Raw genomic sequence first — 17,374 nt, 5'->3', positions numbered from 1 at the left:
CCGGCCGCCCGCACACCCCCGGCCGCCCGCGCACCGCCGGACAGCCGCGCACCGCCGGGCGCGTCCCCGCGCCGTGAGGGCGCGGGCGACCAGTCCTCGCCGTCCCACGCGTACGGCGTGCGGGCCGTGAAGAACGGTGCCCGGAGCAGCCGGGCCTCCCGGACCCGCCCCGCCTCCGTCGCGTCGATCCGGTCCACCCCCGTGGCCCGGTCCCACACCACCTCGCCGTCGGCCTCGATGAACAGCACCCGGTGCCAGGGGATCTCGCCCCCGGGCACGAAGGCGGGCAGCGGGACCCGCTTGGGCGCGGCGCCGCGCCGGCGGACGCCGAGCGCGAAGCGCGCCGGGTCGAAACGCGGGTCCCAGCGCACCCGGTGGTAGATCTCCTCGCTCGTACGCACGCGTCAGACCTCTTCCTCGACGGTCCCGGCCGCCCCGATGTACCAGGTGCGATGGGCGTCGCCGGGATACGGCGGGGCGAAGCGCCGCAGCTGGCCGGTGAGCACGTCGGGCGGCACCGGGTGCTCGCGGCGGGCGTTGCGCCGCACCAGTTCGTCCTCGTCGACCAGGAGCACGGCATGCGTGATCAGGGCGTCACGGCGGTGGGCGATCCCGTGCACCAGCGAGCGCTGCTGCTTGGTGAGGGACGTGGCGTCCCACACCACGGTCCCGCCGCCGGCCAGGGCCCGGTCCAGCCGGCCGAGCCCCTCGCGGAGGACCTCGCCGTTGGCCCGCTGGTCGGCACGCGAGCCGTGCGCCTCGCGCAGGTCGTCCAGGGAGACGTACGCGTCCACGCCCGGGAGTCGCCGGGCGAAGGTGCTCTTGCCGCTGCCCGCCGGGCCGACCGTCTGGATCAGCCTCGGGAACGCCCCGGAACGCCAGCGCCAAGTCGCGGCGACGGCCTCGTCGGCACTGCCGATCCGCCCCAGCGCGTACGCCTCCCGGGCCTCGGCCCGGCACCGGGCGGCCGGGTCGGCCGGCAGCCCGGCGAACGCCTCCCGCAGTCCGGGGCTACGCACGTCCTCGGCGTGCAGCGCCGACCACTCCACCTGCTCGCGGGCCTCGTCCGTGTGCGCGGTGGCCCGGGCGACGGCATGCAGCAGGCCCAGGTCGGCGGCGTACGACAGGCGAACCAGACCGGTCCGCCGGTCCTCGTCCGGATACGGCCGGTGCAGCGCCGGGTGCAGACCCACGAGGTCGGCGACGCGGCGGGCGAGCGGCAGGTCCGCCGCCGTGGCGAGCCGTGCCGCCAGCCGCCCCCGCCGCACTCCGTGCAGCAGCGCGGCCAGGACGCCGGCCAGCAGGTCGTCCCCGGACCGCCCCGCCGGATCGAAACGGACGACGGCCCGTGCGTCACCCTCGCCGGGCAGCCCCACGGCCTCCTCCAGCGCCCGCACGTCGACGGCGGCTCCCGACCGCACCGCCCACAGGGCCGCCCCGGCCCCGAGCCCGTTCTCGACGACGGCCGCGTGCATCCAGTGCGTGTCCGTCCGCACGTGTCCCGCCCGTACCCACTTGGCGACGCGCTCCCCGAACTCCCGCGCGCCGAACCCGTCCGCGATCCGGACGACGTACCCCTCCTGCCGCCCGGGATCCAGTCGCAGCGCGCGCAGCGCCCGCTCGTCGAACACGCCTCGCCACAGCACCCGGGGGACGGGAACGCCGAGCCCGCGCAGGAAGACCACCGTCCGGTCCCAGTCCAGGCAGCGTCCCTCGGCGTCCCACACCGAGAAGCCGTAGAAATAGCTCTCCAGGTCGTCGTACACGATCGAGTGCCGGGCGAACATGTTCTCCCCGCACACCCGCCACCCCTCAGGAATCCCGTGGCCGATCCGGGCCTGGAGCGCCTTGACCCGGGTACGGGAGGGGTGATGGGCCGAGTCCGGCGAACGGGCGTGCAGGCCGTCGGTGTAAAGGGTGGTGTTCTCGCCGTCCAGCTTCTCGGTCACGACGACCTCACGGCCGCGCAGGCCGGCCGGATCGGTGACCCGGAGGTCATCGGCGGTCGCGCCGGGCGACCAGGGCAGATGCCGGGTCCGCGGATAGTGCGTACGCATGGTGGACGTCCCCCGTGACAGCCGTCGTGCCTGCTCAGCGTAGGGGCGGGGGTGGCGGCGGGCGAGCGGATTACGGGGGCGGCCGGGACCGGCCGGGGCCGTCGGGAACGCCGCTGGGGAGGGTCCTGGTTTGACCTGCGTCACTCCGGGGGTATGCTCCCCGGCCCGATTGGCCAGCCCCCCGCCCCGTATGGCAGACTAGCGGGGTTGCTCGGTCGAGTGTTGATGCTGTGCGCCTCCCGCCGGGAGGACCGGAAGCGAGTCCCACAGTACTCGTCGTCCTAACTGCCACCACGGCAGCACTGGGGCGGACGTACGGGAATCTTTCGGGAAGTGTGGTGCGGCACCGGCCAGGCGCCCGGTGGGTCTTCACCCCCGGCTTGCGGTTCCGGAAGGGCCGTGTGCATTCCCCGCAGGGATGTTCGAACAAGGGACATCTGTGTCAGCGGGAGCGCGACACGCCCGACCGCGTGGGTCGGAGGAGAAGGCGGAACGGAACCGCCGGGTTCCAGAGCGTTAAACAGAGACAGGACTACTGAGTAGCCATGGCGGGACAGAAGATCCGCATCCGGCTCAAGGCCTACGACCACGAGGTCATCGACTCCTCGGCGAAGAAGATCGTCGAGACGGTGACCCGCACTGGTGCGTCGGTCGCGGGCCCGGTGCCGCTGCCCACTGAGAAGAACGTGTACTGCGTCATCAAGTCGCCGCACAAGTACAAGGACTCGCGCGAGCACTTCGAGATGCGCACGCACAAGCGCCTGATCGACATCCTCGACCCGACGCCCAAGACCGTTGACTCTCTGATGCGACTCGACCTCCCGGCCGGTGTCGACATCGAGATCAAGCTCTGAGGGCCGGTGATCTGAGAATGGCTAAGCAGATCAAGGGCATCCTGGGCGAGAAGCTCGGCATGACGCAGGTGTGGGACGAGAACAACCGTGTTGTTCCGGTCACCGTCGTCAAGGCCGGCCCCAACGTCGTCACCCAGGTCCGTACCAACGACGTCGACGGCTACGAGTCGGTCCAGATCGCCTTCGGCGAGATCGACCCGCGCAAGGTGAACAAGCCCCTCAAGGGCCACTTCGCGAAGGCCGACGTCACCCCCCGTCGCCACCTCGTCGAGATCCGGACGGCCGACGCCGCCGAGTACACGCTCGGTCAGGAAGTCACCGCCGAGGTCTTCGAGGCCGGCGTGAAGGTCGACGTCACCGGCAAGAGCAAGGGCAAGGGCTTCGCCGGTGTCATGAAGCGTCACAACTTCAAGGGCCTCGGCGCCGGTCACGGCACCCAGCGCAAGCACCGCTCGCCCGGTTCCATCGGTGGCTGCGCCACTCCGGGCCGCGTGTTCAAGGGCCTCCGCATGGCGGGTCGCATGGGCAACGAGCGTGTCACCACCCAGAACCTGACCGTCCACGCCGTTGACGCGGAGAAGGGTCTGCTGCTCATCAAGGGCGCGGTTCCCGGTCCGAACGGCGGCCTCGTCCTGGTCCGCACCGCGGCCAAGGGGGCCTGAGGTAACCGATGAGCACTGTTGACATCCTTTCGCCTGCCGGCGAGAAGACCGGTAGCGTCGAGCTCCCCGCGGAGATCTTCGGCGTGGAGAAGGTCAGCATCCCGCTGATCCACCAGGTCGTCGTCGCGCAGAACGCGGCTGCCCGTCAGGGCACGCACAAGACCAAGACCCGTGGCGAAGTCCGCGGTGGTGGCAAGAAGCCGTACCGCCAGAAGGGCACCGGCCGCGCCCGTCAGGGCTCGACCCGCGCGCCGCAGTTCGCCGGCGGTGGCGTCGTGCACGGTCCCGTGCCGCGTGACTACTCGCAGCGGACCCCGAAGAAGATGAAGGCTGCCGCGCTGCGTCACGCCCTCACCGACCGGGCCCGCCACAACCGCATCCACGTCGTCACCGGCGTGATCGAGGGCGAGAACCCCAGCACCAAGGCCGCCAGGACGCTGTTCGGCAAGATCTCGGAGCGCAAGAACCTGCTCCTGGTCGTCGAGCGCGCCGACGAGGCCGCGTGGCTCTCCGCCCGCAACCTGCCCCAGGTCCACATCCTGGAGCCGGGCCAGCTGAACACGTACGACGTGATCGTCTCGGACGACGTGGTCTTCACCCAGGCCGCTCTCGAGTCCTTCGTCGCCGGCCCGAAGGCCAACGACACCGAAGGGACTGAGGTCTGATGGCCATCCGTCACCCCTCTATCGCCTCGAAGGCCGCCAAGGCCGCCAAGGCCGCGCGCGTCGCCAAGGCGAAGCGCCACGCCACCGAGGGCAAGAACACGGTCGAGACCCCGCTGAGCAAGTCGTACACGGACCCCCGTGACGTGCTGCTCAAGCCGGTCGTCTCGGAGAAGAGCTACGCGCTCCTCGACGAGAACAAGTACACGTTCATCGTCGACCCGAGCGCCAACAAGACCCAGATCAAGCAGGCCGTCCAGGCGGTCTTCTCGGTCAAGGTCACCGGGGTCAACACCCTCAACCGCCAGGGCAAGCGCAAGCGCACCAAGACCGGGTTCGGTCAGCGCGCGGGCTCCAAGCGCGCGATCGTGACCCTCGCCGAGGGCGACCGTATCGACATCTTCGGCGGTCCGACCGCGTAAGCGGGTCGGATCGTCCGATATCGGACGAGGACTGAGAAATGGGAATCCGCAAGTACAAGCCGACTACGCCGGGCCGTCGTGGCGCCAGCGTCGCCGACTTCGTCGAGGTCACGCGGTCCACGCCGGAGAAGTCGCTGGTCCGCCCCCTGCACAGCAAGGGCGGCCGTAACAACGCCGGTCGTGTGACCGTTCGCCACCAGGGTGGCGGACACAAGCGCGCCTACCGAGTGATCGACTTCCGTCGTCACGACAAGGACGGCGTGCCGGCGAAGGTCGCGCACATCGAGTACGACCCCAACCGCACCGCGCGCATCGCGCTGCTGCACTACGCCGACGGCGAGAAGCGCTACATCCTCGCCCCGCGCAACCTCCAGCAGGGCGACACCGTGGAGAACGGTCCCGGGGCCGACATCAAGCCGGGCAACAACCTGGCCCTCCGCAACATCCCGGTCGGTACCACGATCCACGCGATCGAGCTCCGTCCCGGTGGCGGTGCCAAGTTCGCCCGCTCCGCGGGTGCCTCGGTGCAGCTGCTCGCCCGTGAGGGCGCCATGGCGACCCTCCGTATGCCGTCCGGCGAGATCCGCATGGTGGACGCGCGCTGCCGCGCCACCGTCGGTGAGGTCGGCAACGCCGAGCAGTCGAACATCAACTGGGGCAAGGCCGGCCGTAAGCGGTGGCTGGGCGTTCGCCCGACCGTCCGTGGTGTCGTCATGAACCCGGTCGACCACCCGCACGGTGGTGGTGAGGGCCGTACCTCCGGTGGCCGTCACCCCGTGTCCCCGTGGGGCAAGAAGGAAGGCCGTACTCGTTCGCCCAAGAAGGCGTCGAACAAGTACATCGTCCGCCGCCGCAAGACGAACAAGAAGCGCTAAGGACGGGTTGAGATGCCTCGTAGCCTGAAGAAGGGGCCCTTCGTCGACGACCACCTGATCAAGAAGGTGGACGCCCAGAACGAAGCCGGCACCAAGAACGTCATCAAGACCTGGTCCCGTCGCTCCATGATCGTCCCGGCCATGCTGGGCCACACGCTCGCGGTGCACAACGGCAAGACCCACATCCCGGTGTTCGTCACCGAGTCGATGGTCGGTCACAAGCTCGGCGAGTTCTCGCCGACCCGCACCTTCCGGGGCCACGTCAAGGACGACCGGAAGTCGAAGCGCCGCTAGTAGCGGATCGCATTCAGACACGTAAGTAACTGAGAGGGACAACCATGGAAGCCAGGGCCCAGGCGCGGTACATCCGCGTTACGCCCATGAAGGCCCGCCGCGTGGTGGACCTTATCCGTGGCATGGATGCCACGGAGGCTCAGGCTGTTCTGCGATTCGCTCCGCAGGCAGCCTCCGTGCCGGTCGGCAAGGTGCTCGACAGCGCCATCGCCAACGCCGCGCACAACTACGACCACACCGACGCCGACAGCCTCTTCATCTCCGAGGCGTACGTCGACGAGGGCCCGACCCTGAAGCGGTTCCGTCCGCGCGCCCAGGGCCGTGCCTACCGGATCCGCAAGCGGACCAGCCACATCACCGTGGTCGTCAGCAGCAAGGAAGGAACCCGGTAATGGGCCAGAAGGTTAACCCGCATGGGTTCCGGCTCGGTGTCACCACGGACTTCAAGTCCCGGTGGTACGCCGACAAGCTGTACAAGGACTACGTCAAGGAAGACGTCGCCATCCGTCGGATGATGACGTCCGGCATGGAGCGCGCCGGCATCTCGAAGGTCGAGATCGAGCGCACCCGTGACCGTGTGCGTGTGGACATCCACACCGCGCGTCCGGGCATCGTCATCGGCCGCCGTGGCGCCGAGGCCGACCGCATCCGCGGCGACCTCGAGAAGCTCACGGGCAAGCAGGTCCAGCTGAACATCCTCGAGGTCAAGAACCCCGAGACGGACGCTCAGCTCGTGGCCCAGGCCGTCGCCGAGCAGCTCTCCTCCCGCGTCTCCTTCCGTCGGGCCATGCGCAAGAGCATGCAGTCCGCCATGAAGGCCGGCGCCAAGGGCATCAAGATCCAGTGCGGTGGCCGCCTCGGCGGCGCCGAGATGTCCCGCTCGGAGTTCTACCGCGAGGGCCGCGTGCCCCTGCACACGCTCCGCGCGAACGTGGACTACGGCTTCTTCGAGGCCAAGACGACCTTCGGCCGCATCGGTGTGAAGGTCTGGATCTACAAGGGCGACGTCAAGAACATCGCCGAGGTCCGCGCCGAGAACGCCGCAGCCCGTGCCGGCAACCGCCCGGCCCGTGGTGGCGGCGCTGCCGACCGCCCGGCCCGTGGTGGCCGCGGTGGCGAGCGGCGCGGTCGCAAGCCGCAGCAGGCTGCCGGCGCCGAGGCCCCCAAGGCCGAGGCCCCCGCCGCCGCTCCGGCTGAGAGCACCGGAACGGAGGCCTGACCGACATGCTGATCCCCCGTAGGGTCAAGCACCGCAAGCAGCACCACCCGAAGCGCGACGGCGCTGCCAAGGGCGGTACCCAGGTTGCGTTCGGCGAGTACGGCATCCAGGCGCTCACCCCGGCTTACGTGACCAACCGTCAGATCGAGGCCGCTCGTATCGCCATGACGCGTCACATCAAGCGTGGTGGCAAGGTCTGGATCAACATCTACCCGGACCGTCCCCTCACCAAGAAGCCCGCGGAGACCCGCATGGGTTCCGGTAAGGGTTCGCCGGAGTGGTGGATCGCCAACGTCAAGCCCGGACGCGTGATGTTCGAGCTGTCGTACCCCAACGAGAAGATTGCGCGTGAGGCCCTCACTCGTGCGGCTCACAAGCTGCCGATGAAGTGCCGGATCGTCAAGCGCGAGGCAGGTGAAGCGTGATGTCGGCCGGTACCAAGGCGTCCGAGCTGCGCGAGCTGGGCAACGAGGAGCTTCTGGGCAAGCTCCGCGAGGCCAAGGAAGAGCTGTTCAACCTCCGCTTCCAGGCGGCGACGGGTCAGCTCGAGAACCACGGCCGTCTGAAGGCGGTCCGCAAGGACATCGCGCGGATCTACACCCTGATGCGCGAGCGTGAGCTGGGCATCGAAACGGTGGAGAACGCCTGATGAGCGAGAGCAACGTGACTGAGAACACCGAGACGCGCGGCAGCTTCCGCAAGACCCGTGAGGGTCTCGTCGTCAGCGACAAGATGGACAAGACCGTCGTCGTCGCCGTCGAGGACCGCGTCAAGCACGCGCTGTACGGCAAGGTCATCCGCCGTACGAACAAGCTCAAGGCGCACGACGAGCAGAACGCCGCGGGCGTCGGCGACCGTGTCCTCCTCATGGAGACCCGGCCGCTGTCCGCGACGAAGCGCTGGCGCGTCGTCGAGATCCTCGAGAAGGCCAAGTAAGTCTCCTGCGGGGCATCCCTCGCAGGACAGTTCCGCCAGGCTCGGGGCGGGTGAGCACCCACTCGCCCGCCCCGGGAACCGGCAGACAAACAGGAGATAGACGTGATCCAGCAGGAGTCGCGACTGCGCGTCGCCGACAACACTGGTGCGAAGGAGATCCTTTGCATCCGTGTGCTCGGTGGCTCCGGTCGCCGCTACGCGGGCATCGGTGACGTCATCGTCGCCACCGTCAAGGACGCGATCCCCGGTGGCAACGTGAAGAAGGGTGACGTCGTCAAGGCGGTCATCGTTCGCACCGTCAAGGAGCGCCGCCGTCCGGACGGCTCGTACATCCGCTTCGACGAGAACGCCGCCGTCATTCTGAAGAACGACGGCGACCCTCGCGGCACCCGTATCTTCGGCCCGGTCGGCCGTGAGCTGCGCGAGAAGAAGTTCATGAAGATCATCTCGCTCGCGCCGGAGGTGCTGTAAGCATGAAGATCAAGAAGGGCGACCTGGTCCAGGTCATCACCGGTAAGGACAAGGGCAAGCAGGGCAAGGTCATCGCGGCCTACCCCCGCGAGGACCGCGTCCTGGTCGAGGGTGTCAACCGGGTCAAGAAGCACACCAAGGCCGGCCCCACCGCTCGCGGCTCGCAGGCCGGCGGCATCGTCACGACCGAGGCGCCGATCCACGTCTCCAACGTCCAGCTGGTCGTTGAGAAGGACGGCAACAAGGTCGTCACGCGTGTCGGTTACCGCTTCGACGACGAAGGCAACAAGATCCGCGTTGCCAAGCGGACGGGTGAGGACATCTGATGGCTACCACCACCACTCCGCGTCTGAAGACGAAGTACCGCGAGGAGATCGCGGGCAAGCTGCGTGACGAGTTCAAGTACGAGAACGTCATGCAGATCCCCGGCCTCGTCAAGATCGTGGTCAACATGGGTGTCGGCGACGCCGCCCGTGACTCGAAGCTGATCGAGGGCGCGATCCGCGACCTGACCACCATCACCGGGCAGAAGCCGGCCGTCACCAAGGCCCGCAAGTCCATCGCGCAGTTCAAGCTGCGTGAGGGCCAGCCGATCGGTGCCCACGTCACGCTCCGTGGCGACCGCATGTGGGAGTTCCTGGACCGCACCCTGTCGCTCGCGCTCCCGCGCATCCGCGACTTCCGTGGTCTGTCCCCCAAGCAGTTCGACGGCCGTGGCAACTACACCTTCGGTCTCACGGAGCAGGTCATGTTCCACGAGATCGACCAGGACAAGATCGACCGTACCCGGGGTATGGACATCACCGTGGTGACCACGGCGACCAACGACGCTGAGGGCCGCGCGCTCCTTCGTCACCTCGGCTTCCCGTTCAAGGAGGCGTGAGCGAGATGGCGAAGAAGGCTCTGATTGCCAAGGCTGCTCGCAAGCCCAAGTTCGGTGTGCGTGGCTACACGCGCTGCCAGCGCTGCGGCCGTCCGCACTCCGTGTACCGCAAGTTCGGCCTCTGCCGCGTGTGCCTTCGTGAGATGGCTCACCGTGGCGAGCTGCCGGGCGTGACCAAGAGCTCCTGGTAATCCCGCTTTTTAGGGATTCCAGAGGCTCTCGGTAAGCAATGGGCGTGTCAGGTGCCCACCCTTCCATGGCTTAGGCTTGGAGGGTTGGGCGCCTGACGGTCGCCCGTACGACTTACTACGCCGTAGGTCCACCGCGCCGCACCCGTCCCGTCTCGGATCGGGGAGAGGGATGGCGCACCAGGAAACCCCGGCGAGAGAGGCCGAAGGCCAATTCATGACCATGACTGATCCGATCGCAGACATGCTTACGCGTCTGCGGAACGCGAACTCGGCATACCACGACTCCGTGACGATGCCGGCGTCCAAGATCAAGTCTCACATCGCGGAGATCCTCCAGCAGGAGGGCTTCATCACGGGCTGGAAGGTCGAGGACGCCGAGGTCGGCAAGAACCTCGTCCTGGACCTGAAGTTCGGTCCCAACCGTGAGCGCTCCATCGCGGGCATCAAGCGCATCTCCAAGCCCGGTCTCCGGGTGTACGCGAAGTCCACCAACCTGCCGAAGGTGCTGGGCGGCCTGGGCGTGGCGATCATCTCCACGTCGCACGGGCTCCTCACCGACAAGCAGGCCGGCAAGAAGGGCGTGGGTGGGGAAGTCCTCGCCTACGTCTGGTAGCAGAAGGGAACGGAGGAAACAGCTATGTCGCGCATCGGCAAGCTCCCCATCGCGGTTCCCGCCGGCGTGGACGTCACCATCGACGGCCGCACGGTGAAGGTCAAGGGCCCCAAGGGCGAGCTGACCCACACCGTCGTGGCACCGATCGACATCGCCAAGGGCGAGGACGGCACTCTCGCGGTGACCCGCCCCAACGACGAGCGTCAGAGCAAGGCCCTGCACGGCCTGTCCCGCACGCTGGTGGCGAACATGATCACCGGCGTGACCCAGGGTTACGTGAAGAAGCTCGAGATCAGCGGTGTCGGTTACCGCGTGACCGCCAAGGGTTCGAACCTCGAGTTCGCGCTCGGTTACAGCCACCCGATCCTGGTCGAGGCCCCCGAGGGCATCACCTTCAAGGTCGAGGCTCCGACCCGTTTCTCGGTCGAGGGCATCGACAAGCAGAAGGTCGGCGAGGTCGCGGCCAACATCCGCAAGCTGCGCAAGCCCGACCCGTACAAGGCCAAGGGCGTCAAGTACGAGGGCGAAGTCATCCGCCGCAAGGTCGGAAAGGCGGGTAAGTAAGCCATGGCATACGGGCAGAAGATCCTCAAGGGCGACGCCTACAAGCGCGCCGCGATCAAGCGCCGTCACATCCGGATCCGCAAGAACCTTTCCGGTACGGCGGAGCGTCCCCGTCTGGTCGTGACCCGCTCCAACCGCCACATCGTGGCGCAGGTGATCGACGACCTGAAGGGCCACACCCTGGCTTCCGCGTCCACCCTGGACGTGTCGGTCCGCGGTGGCGAGGGCGACAAGTCCGCGCAGGCCAAGCAGGTCGGCGCCCTGGTCGCCGAGCGTGCCAAGGCCGCCGGTGTCGAGGCCGTGGTGTTCGACCGTGGTGGTAACCAGTACGCCGGGCGCATCGCCGCCCTGGCGGACGCCGCCCGCGAGGCCGGGCTCAAGTTCTGAGCCGCTTGTAGCTAGCGGAAAGAGAGAGGTAATCCAATGGCTGGACCCCAGCGCCGCGGTGGCGGTGCCGGTGGCGGCGAGCGGCGGGACCGGAAGGGCCGTGACGGCGGCGCTGCTGCCGCCGAGAAGACCGCGTACGTTGAGCGCGTTGTCGCGATCAACCGCGTCGCCAAGGTTGTGAAGGGTGGTCGTCGCTTCAGCTTCACCGCGCTGGTCGTGGTGGGCGACGGTGACGGCACCGTGGGTGTCGGTTACGGCAAGGCCAAGGAGGTGCCGGCCGCCATCGCCAAGGGCGTTGAGGAGGCCAAGAAGCACTTCTTCAAGGTCCCCCGTATCCAGGGCACCATCCCGCACCCGATCCAGGGTGAGAAGGCTGCCGGCGTCGTGCTGCTCAAGCCCGCGTCCCCCGGTACCGGTGTTATCGCCGGTGGTCCGGTGCGCGCCGTGCTCGAGTGCGCCGGTATCCACGACGTGCTGTCGAAGTCGCTCGGCTCCGACAACGCGATCAACATCGTGCACGCCACCGTGGAGGCCCTGAAGGGTCTACAGCGTCCCGAGGAGATCGCGGCCCGCCGTGGTCTGCCCCTGGAGGACGTCGCCCCCGCGGCTCTGCTCCGTGCGCGTGCCGGGGCGGGTGTGTGATCATGGCACAGCTCAAGATCACGCAGGTCAAGTCCTACATCGGCAGCAAGCAGAACCACCGTGACACCCTGCGTTCCCTTGGTCTCAAGGGCATCAACACGCAGGTCGTCAAGGAGGACCGCCCCGAGTTCCGCGGCATGGTGCACACCGTCCGCCACCTCGTGACGGTCGAGGAGGTCGACTGATCATGGCGGAGCAGAACCCGCTCAAGATCCACAACCTCCGTCCCGCCCCGGGCGCCAAGACCGCCAAGACCCGTGTCGGTCGTGGTGAGGCGTCGAAGGGTAAGACGGCCGGTCGTGGTACCAAGGGTACGAAGGCCCGTTACCAGGTTCCGGAGCGCTTCGAGGGTGGCCAGATGCCCCTCCACATGCGTCTTCCGAAGCTGAAGGGCTTCAAGAACCCGTTCAAGACCGAGTACCAGGTCGTGAACCTCGACAAGCTGGCCGCGCTCTACCCCGAGGGTGGCGAGGTCACCGTCGAGGGTCTGGTGGCCAAGGGTGCCGTTCGCAAGAACGCGCTCGTCAAGGTCCTCGGCCAGGGTGAGGTCTCCGTGGCGCTCCAGGTGACGGTCGACGCCGTCTCCGGCTCCGCCAAGGAGAAGATCACCGCCGCCGGCGGCACCGTCACCGAGCTCGTCTGAGCTTTTCGGACGTCTCGATGACGTAAGCAACTCCCGACCGGGGATACCTCACAATGGGGTATCCCCGGTTGGTCGTTCCTAGGGGGGCAGTGCGGCCGGTAAGGTGGCCAGCACTGTTCTTTTTCCCATTCGTCGAACCTCAAGACCGTCACCCTTGACGCAGTTGCGCGGGGGTCGCAGGAGGCACCGTGCTCACCGCGTTCGCCCGGGCGTTCAGGACGCCCGACCTGCGCAAGAAGCTGCTCTTCACGCTGGCCATCATCGTGGTCTACCGGGTCGGCACCCACATCCCGATCCCCGGCGTCAACTACAAAGCCGTCCAGACGTGTGTGAACGAGGCCTCCGGCAACCAGGGCCTGTTCGGTCTCGTCAACATGTTCAGCGGCGGCGCGCTGCTCCAGATCACGATCTTCGCGCTCGGCATCATGCCGTACATCACGGCCAGCATCATCCTTCAGCTGCTGACGGTGGTCATTCCGCGCCTGGAAGCCCTGAAGAAGGAGGGCCAGGCCGGTACGGCGAAGATCACCCAGTACACCCGTTACCTGACGGTGGCCCTCGCCATCCTCCAGGGCACCGGCCTCGTCGCCACCGCCCGCAGCGGCGCCCTCTTCAACGGCTGCACGGTCGCCTCCAGCATCGTTCCGGACCAGGCGATCTTCACCACCATCACGATGGTCATCTGCATGACCGCCGGTACGGCCGTGGTCATGTGGCTCGGCGAGCTGATCACCGACCGCGGTATCGGCAACGGCATGTCGATCCTGATGTTCATCTCGATCGCCGCCACCTTCCCGTCCGCGCTGTGGGCCATCAAGAAGCAGGGCACCCTGGCCGGCGGCTGGATCGAGTTCGGCACGGTGATCGCGGTCGGCCTGATCATGGTCGCCCTGGTGGTCTTCGTCGAGCAGGCCCAGCGCCGGATCCCGGTCCAGTACGCGAAGCGCATGATCGGCCGCCGCTCCTACGGCGGTACCTCGACGTACATCCCGCTCAAGGTGAACCAGGCCGGTGTGATCCCGGTCATCTTCGCCTCGTCGCTGCTGTACATTCCCGCCCTCGTGGCACAGTTCGCCGGCGGAAATTCGGGCTGGAAGCAGTGGATCTCCACGAACCTGACCAAGGGTGACCACCCGATTTACATCACCCTGTACTTCTTGCTCATCGTTTTCTTCGCGTTCTTCTATGTCGCTATCTCCTTCAACCCCGAGGAAGTAGCCGACAACATGAAGAAGTATGGTGGCTTCATCCCGGGCATCCGGGCTGGCCGACCGACCGCTGAGTACCTGTCGTACGTGCTCAACCGGATCACCTGGCCGGGTTCGCTGTATCTGGGCCTGATCGCTCTCGTACCGACGATGGCGTTGGTTGGCTTTGGGGCAAGCCAGAACTTCCCGTTCGGTGGCACCAGCATCCTGATCATCGTGGGTGTGGGTCTCGAGACGGTGAAGCAGATCGAGAGCCAGCTCCAGCAGCGCAATTACGAAGGGTTCCTCCGCTGATGCGAATCGTCCTCGTCGGGCCGCCTGGCGCCGGTAAGGGAACGCAAGCCGTTCGCCTTGCCAAGGAGCTGAACATCCCGCACATCTCCACGGGCGACCTGTTCCGCGCCAACATCAGCCAGCAGACGGAGCTCGGGAAACTCGCGAAGTCCTACATGGACGCCGGCAACCTCGTCCCCGACGAGGTCACCATCGCGATGGCCAAGGACCGCATGGAGCAGCCGGACGCGCACCCCGGTTTCCTGCTGGACGGTTTCCCGCGCAACGTCTCGCAGGCCGAGGCGCTCGACGAGCTGCTGAAGAACGAGGGCATCAAGCTCGACGCCGTCCTGGACCTGGAGGTCTCGGAGGACGAGGTCGTCAAGCGGATCGCGGGCCGCCGCATCTGCCGCAACGACTCGTCCCACGTCTTCCACGTCACGTACACCCCGCCGAAGGTCGAGGGCGTCTGCGACGTCTGCGGCGGCGAGCTCTACCAGCGTGACGACGACTCCGAGGACACCGTCCGCACGCGGCTGGAGGTCTACCACACGCAGACCGAGCCCATCATCGACTACTACAAGGCGCAGGGGCTGGTCCGCACCATCTCCTCGCTGGGGCCGGTCGACGAGGTCACCACGCGGGCGCTGCACGCGCTCAAGCGTGACGAGGACGACGAGAAGAAGTAGTTCCCCGGCGGTTCCGGCCGCGGTGCCCCCTCGGGTGCCGCGGCCGTACTGTTGTGTACGTATCCGGTTGACGTTGACGTGAGTGACGGAGAGCGCAGGCCACCCATGGTGCAGATCAAGAGCCCCGAGCAGATCGCCAAGATGCGGGCGGCGGGCCTGGTCGTCGCGGCCATCCACGCGGCCACCCGCGAGGCGGCGGTTCCCGGCGCCAGCACCCGGGACCTGGACGAGGTGGCCCGCAAGGTCCTCGCCGAGCACGGCGCGAAGTCGAACTTCCTCGGGTACGGCGGCTTCCCCGCCACCATCTGCACGTCCGTCAACGACGTGGTCGTCCACGGCATCCCTTCGGAGGACGTCGTTCTCAAGGACGGCGACATCATCTCCATCGACTGCGGCGCGATCGTCGACGGCTGGCACGGCGACGCCGCGTACACGGCGTTCGTGGGATCCGGCCACGCTCCGGAACTGATCGAGCTCTCCCGGGTGACCGAGGAGTCGATGTGGGCCGGTATCGCGGCGATGAAGCAGGGCAACCGCCTGGTGGACGTGTCCAGGGCCATCGAGACGTACATCCGCCGGCAGCCGAAGCCGGGCGGCGGCAAGTACGGGATCATCGAGGACTACGGCGGCCACGGCATCGGCACCGAGATGCACATGGACCCGCACCTGCTGAACTACGTCGACCGGCGGCGCGGCAAGGGGCCGAAGCTGGTGCCCGGGTTCTGCCTGGCCATCGAGCCGATGGTGTCGCTGGGGACGCCGCGGACGGAGGTCCTGTCGGACGACTGGACGGTGATCACCACGGACGGTACGTGGTCGTCGCACTGGGAGCACAGTGTCGCGCTGACCGAAGCGGGTCCGCTGGTGCTGACGGCTCCCGACGGGGGCAGGGCCAAGCTGGCCGAGCACGGGATCACGGCCGCGCCGGACCCGCTGGGCTGAGCACTTCGCGACACTGCGGCCCGGTGGGGGCTGGTCGCGCGGTTCCTCCCCCAGCCTTCGGCCGGGGGTACCCCCAGCGCCCCTGACGGGGCGCTTCACTCGCGTGTGCTTAATGATCTGCCGTGCGGGGCAGGATTTCTCGATTCGTCTTTCCGGGTGCGCTGACGTAGACTGACTCGTCGGCTCTCGTGTACCCGCATGTCCGCATGCGCCCGTAAGGGACAGTGCGAGAGTCGATCAAGGTAGTCGATTCGAAGGGCGAAGCGTGGCCAAGAAGCAAGGTGCCATCGAGATCGAGGGCACTGTCGTCGAGTCTCTTCCGAACGCCATGTTCAAGGTCGAGCTCCAGAACGGCCACCAGGTCCTGGCACACATCAGCGGCAAGATGCGTATGCACTACATCCGCATCCTCCCTGACGACCGGGTCGTGGTGGAGCTGTCTCCGTACGACCTGACGCGTGGCCGGATCGTCTACCGCTACAAGTAGATCTTGCCCGCACCCCGGATCCTTGCGGGGTGATGGCACTGACCCGGAGAACCTCACCATGAAGGTCAAGCCGAGCGTCAAGAAGATCTGCGACAAGTGCAGGGTGATCCGCCGTCACGGTCGGGTCATGGTCATCTGCGAGAACCCGCGCCACAAGCAGCGCCAGGGCTGACGCACGACCGATCCCTCTGCACCCGCAGAGATTCGCGCGACGCAAGCTGAATTTGTTCATACGCAGAATCCAGGCGCCGAAGGTGTCCTGACACCCCCGGCTCGGAGGCCGGGGACCCAGTTCGTACCTGGTACGGCGGCTGGGAGCCGGTTCTGCGGAAGACCTCCGAAGATCACCAGGAGCCATTGAATGGCACGCGTTTCCGGTGTTGACATCCCGCGCGAAAAGCGCGTGGAGGTCGCCCTCACCTACGTGTTCGGTATCGGCCGGACACTCTCCCAGCAGACGCTGGCCGAGACCGGCATCGACCCGAACACCCGCGTTCGCGACCTGACCGAAGAGCAGCTGGTCGCCATCCGCGAGTACGTCGACAACAACATCAAGACCGAGGGTGACCTCCGTCGCGAGATCCAGGCCGACATCCGCCGCAAGGTCGAGATCGGCTGCTACCAGGGTCTGCGTCACCGCCGTGGCCTGCCCGTCCGCGGTCAGCGCACCAGCACCAACGCCCGCACCCGCAAGGGCCCGCGTCGCGCCATCGCCGGCAAGAAGAAGCCGGGCAAGAAGTAGTCCTCAGCGGACAACGCTTCATCAGCGGTCTTCGCTGTAGGACCGACCACCTCCCCGTAGGAGTTTGTAGATGCCCCCCAAGGGTCGTCAGGGCGCTGCCAAGAAGGTGCGCCGCAAGGAAAAGAAGAACGTCGCTCACGGCCACGCGCACATCAAGAGCACGTTCAACAACACGATCGTCTCCATCACGGACCCGTCCGGCAACGTGATCTCCTGGGCCTCCGCCGGCCACGTCGGCTTCAAGGGCTCCCGGAAGTCCACGCCGTTCGCCGCGCAGATGGCCGCCGAGTCGGCTGCCCGCCGCGCTCAGGAGCACGGCATGCGCAAGGTCGACGTGTTCGTCAAGGGCCCGGGTTCCGGTCGTGAGACCGCGATCCGTTCCCTTCAGGCCACGGGCCTCGAGGTCGGCTCCATCCAGGACGTCACCCCGACCCCGCACAACGGCTGCCGTCCGCCGAAGCGCCGCCGCGTCTGACGTCGCTTCGCAGGGTCGCCCGGGCGGTACGGCTCCGTAAGGGGCGTACCGCCCGTACCCTTGCAGTACCCGCACTCTCACGGGTGCGGTCTCCGTCGGGCGTCAAATAGCGGGCGTCCACGAAAGAAGGATCTGATCCACACATGCTGATCGCTCAGCGTCCCTCGTTGACCGAAGAGGTCG

30 protein-coding genes are annotated in these 17,374 nt (G+C 67.4%); 28 read left to right on the top strand and 2 right to left on the bottom strand.

Features of this window, described 5'->3' with window-relative positions; genetic code table 11:
* Together AAW13_RS39970 and AAW13_RS39965 are read right to left on the bottom strand one after the other, a co-directional pair.
* On the bottom strand, positions 1-401 hold a 401-nt coding region (locus AAW13_RS39970), incomplete at its 3' end, for a DUF504 domain-containing protein (protein ID WP_240528881.1).
* A 3-nt stretch (positions 402-404) separates the two neighbouring features.
* Complete coding sequence (locus AAW13_RS39965) at positions 405-2,057, bottom strand: RNA ligase family protein (RefSeq protein ID WP_046732367.1); 1,653 nt, start codon at positions 2,055-2,057, stop codon at positions 405-407.
* A gap of 545 nt (positions 2,058-2,602) precedes the next feature.
* Between AAW13_RS39965 and rpsJ the strand changes: the two genes are divergently transcribed.
* The 28 genes from rpsJ (at position 2,603) to rpsK (ending at position 17,191) form a co-directional block, all read left to right on the top strand.
* On the top strand, positions 2,603-2,911 hold the full coding sequence (gene rpsJ / locus AAW13_RS39960) for a 30S ribosomal protein S10 (RefSeq protein ID WP_003948644.1): 309 nt from the start codon (positions 2,603-2,605) through the stop codon (positions 2,909-2,911).
* Between the two features lie 17 nt (positions 2,912-2,928).
* Entirely contained in the window at positions 2,929-3,573 is a 645-nt protein-coding gene (gene rplC / locus AAW13_RS39955) for a 50S ribosomal protein L3 (RefSeq protein ID WP_046732368.1), read from the top strand.
* Between the two features lie 8 nt (positions 3,574-3,581).
* Positions 3,582-4,238, top strand: coding sequence for a 50S ribosomal protein L4 (rplD, locus tag AAW13_RS39950; RefSeq protein WP_046732369.1), 657 nt, complete (start codon positions 3,582-3,584; stop codon positions 4,236-4,238).
* Positions 4,238-4,657 carry a 50S ribosomal protein L23 gene (gene rplW / locus AAW13_RS39945; RefSeq protein ID WP_046732370.1) on the top strand — a complete coding sequence of 140 codons (420 nt, stop codon included), beginning with the start codon at positions 4,238-4,240 and terminating at the stop codon, positions 4,655-4,657. The genes rplD and rplW overlap by 1 nt, the downstream gene beginning before the upstream one ends.
* Positions 4,658-4,695: 38 nt before the next feature.
* Positions 4,696-5,532: a 50S ribosomal protein L2 gene (gene rplB / locus AAW13_RS39940; protein WP_041665436.1), complete on the top strand. Its 837-nt coding sequence runs from the start codon at positions 4,696-4,698 to the stop codon at positions 5,530-5,532.
* Between the two features lie 12 nt (positions 5,533-5,544).
* Entirely contained in the window at positions 5,545-5,826 is a 282-nt protein-coding gene (rpsS, locus tag AAW13_RS39935) for a 30S ribosomal protein S19 (protein WP_003992359.1), read from the top strand.
* A 44-nt stretch (positions 5,827-5,870) separates the two neighbouring features.
* Positions 5,871-6,218 carry a 50S ribosomal protein L22 gene (rplV, locus tag AAW13_RS39930; protein WP_003974262.1) on the top strand — a complete coding sequence of 116 codons (348 nt, stop codon included), beginning with the start codon at positions 5,871-5,873 and terminating at the stop codon, positions 6,216-6,218.
* Positions 6,218-7,045, top strand: a complete 828-nt coding sequence (gene rpsC / locus AAW13_RS39925) for a 30S ribosomal protein S3 (RefSeq protein WP_046732371.1) — start codon at positions 6,218-6,220, stop codon at positions 7,043-7,045. Before rplV ends, rpsC begins: the two co-directional genes overlap by 1 nt.
* Before the next feature lie 5 nt (positions 7,046-7,050).
* The gene (gene rplP / locus AAW13_RS39920; RefSeq protein ID WP_046732372.1) at positions 7,051-7,470 is read left to right on the top strand and encodes a 50S ribosomal protein L16; all 420 of its coding nucleotides are present in this window, start codon (positions 7,051-7,053) and stop codon (positions 7,468-7,470) included.
* On the top strand, positions 7,470-7,694 hold the full coding sequence (rpmC, locus tag AAW13_RS39915; RefSeq protein WP_018564811.1) for a 50S ribosomal protein L29: 225 nt from the start codon (positions 7,470-7,472) through the stop codon (positions 7,692-7,694). The genes rplP and rpmC overlap by 1 nt, the downstream gene beginning before the upstream one ends.
* Positions 7,694-7,981 (top strand): 30S ribosomal protein S17, encoded by a 288-nt coding sequence (gene rpsQ / locus AAW13_RS39910; protein ID WP_046732373.1) that lies wholly within the window; start codon positions 7,694-7,696, stop codon positions 7,979-7,981. Before rpmC ends, rpsQ begins: the two co-directional genes overlap by 1 nt.
* A 102-nt stretch (positions 7,982-8,083) precedes the next feature.
* The gene (rplN, locus tag AAW13_RS39905; RefSeq protein WP_003998823.1) at positions 8,084-8,452 is read left to right on the top strand and encodes a 50S ribosomal protein L14; all 369 of its coding nucleotides are present in this window, start codon (positions 8,084-8,086) and stop codon (positions 8,450-8,452) included.
* A 2-nt stretch (positions 8,453-8,454) separates the two neighbouring features.
* Positions 8,455-8,778: a 50S ribosomal protein L24 gene (gene rplX, locus AAW13_RS39900; RefSeq protein WP_030671805.1), complete on the top strand. Its 324-nt coding sequence runs from the start codon at positions 8,455-8,457 to the stop codon at positions 8,776-8,778.
* Positions 8,778-9,335 (top strand): 50S ribosomal protein L5, encoded by a 558-nt coding sequence (gene rplE / locus AAW13_RS39895; RefSeq protein ID WP_020135807.1) that lies wholly within the window; start codon positions 8,778-8,780, stop codon positions 9,333-9,335. The genes rplX and rplE overlap by 1 nt, the downstream gene beginning before the upstream one ends.
* 5 nt (positions 9,336-9,340) lie before the next feature.
* The gene (locus tag AAW13_RS39890) at positions 9,341-9,526 is read left to right on the top strand and encodes a type Z 30S ribosomal protein S14 (protein ID WP_003948630.1); all 186 of its coding nucleotides are present in this window, start codon (positions 9,341-9,343) and stop codon (positions 9,524-9,526) included.
* A 214-nt stretch (positions 9,527-9,740) separates the two neighbouring features.
* Positions 9,741-10,139 (top strand): 30S ribosomal protein S8, encoded by a 399-nt coding sequence (gene rpsH / locus AAW13_RS44480; RefSeq protein WP_030420829.1) that lies wholly within the window; start codon positions 9,741-9,743, stop codon positions 10,137-10,139.
* Between the two features lie 24 nt (positions 10,140-10,163).
* The gene (gene rplF / locus AAW13_RS44475; RefSeq protein WP_046732374.1) at positions 10,164-10,703 is read left to right on the top strand and encodes a 50S ribosomal protein L6; all 540 of its coding nucleotides are present in this window, start codon (positions 10,164-10,166) and stop codon (positions 10,701-10,703) included.
* A gap of 3 nt (positions 10,704-10,706) precedes the next feature.
* Positions 10,707-11,090: a 50S ribosomal protein L18 gene (rplR, locus tag AAW13_RS44470; protein ID WP_046732375.1), complete on the top strand. Its 384-nt coding sequence runs from the start codon at positions 10,707-10,709 to the stop codon at positions 11,088-11,090.
* Positions 11,091-11,126: 36 nt separating this feature from the next.
* The gene (gene rpsE, locus AAW13_RS44465) at positions 11,127-11,732 is read left to right on the top strand and encodes a 30S ribosomal protein S5 (RefSeq protein ID WP_004984517.1); all 606 of its coding nucleotides are present in this window, start codon (positions 11,127-11,129) and stop codon (positions 11,730-11,732) included.
* Positions 11,733-11,734: 2 nt separating this feature from the next.
* Positions 11,735-11,917 (top strand): 50S ribosomal protein L30, encoded by a 183-nt coding sequence (gene rpmD, locus AAW13_RS39870; RefSeq protein ID WP_003974250.1) that lies wholly within the window; start codon positions 11,735-11,737, stop codon positions 11,915-11,917.
* 2 nt (positions 11,918-11,919) lie between these two features.
* Positions 11,920-12,375 carry a 50S ribosomal protein L15 gene (rplO, locus tag AAW13_RS39865; protein ID WP_030233862.1) on the top strand — a complete coding sequence of 152 codons (456 nt, stop codon included), beginning with the start codon at positions 11,920-11,922 and terminating at the stop codon, positions 12,373-12,375.
* A gap of 188 nt (positions 12,376-12,563) precedes the next feature.
* Positions 12,564-13,877, top strand: coding sequence for a preprotein translocase subunit SecY (gene secY, locus AAW13_RS39860; RefSeq protein WP_046732376.1), 1,314 nt, complete (start codon positions 12,564-12,566; stop codon positions 13,875-13,877).
* Positions 13,877-14,545: an adenylate kinase gene (locus tag AAW13_RS39855; protein ID WP_046732377.1), complete on the top strand. Its 669-nt coding sequence runs from the start codon at positions 13,877-13,879 to the stop codon at positions 14,543-14,545. Before secY ends, AAW13_RS39855 begins: the two co-directional genes overlap by 1 nt.
* A 105-nt stretch (positions 14,546-14,650) precedes the next feature.
* Positions 14,651-15,487: a type I methionyl aminopeptidase gene (gene map, locus AAW13_RS39850; RefSeq protein ID WP_046732378.1), complete on the top strand. Its 837-nt coding sequence runs from the start codon at positions 14,651-14,653 to the stop codon at positions 15,485-15,487.
* 265 nt (positions 15,488-15,752) lie between these two features.
* The gene (infA, locus tag AAW13_RS39845) at positions 15,753-15,974 is read left to right on the top strand and encodes a translation initiation factor IF-1 (RefSeq protein ID WP_003948620.1); all 222 of its coding nucleotides are present in this window, start codon (positions 15,753-15,755) and stop codon (positions 15,972-15,974) included.
* 58 nt (positions 15,975-16,032) lie between these two features.
* On the top strand, positions 16,033-16,146 hold the full coding sequence (gene rpmJ, locus AAW13_RS39840; RefSeq protein ID WP_003998809.1) for a 50S ribosomal protein L36: 114 nt from the start codon (positions 16,033-16,035) through the stop codon (positions 16,144-16,146).
* A 189-nt stretch (positions 16,147-16,335) separates the two neighbouring features.
* Positions 16,336-16,716, top strand: coding sequence for a 30S ribosomal protein S13 (rpsM, locus tag AAW13_RS39835; protein ID WP_031167100.1), 381 nt, complete (start codon positions 16,336-16,338; stop codon positions 16,714-16,716).
* 70 nt (positions 16,717-16,786) lie between these two features.
* Entirely contained in the window at positions 16,787-17,191 is a 405-nt protein-coding gene (rpsK, locus tag AAW13_RS39830; protein ID WP_003956432.1) for a 30S ribosomal protein S11, read from the top strand.
* Positions 17,192-17,374 lie beyond the last annotated feature (183 nt).

The organism is Streptomyces humi, assembly GCF_001005085.2.
Lineage (GTDB): Bacteria > Actinomycetota > Actinomycetes > Streptomycetales > Streptomycetaceae > Streptomyces > Streptomyces humi.
Note: the sequence above shows the minus strand (reverse complement) of the source record. Positions and strands in the feature narration are given on the sequence as shown.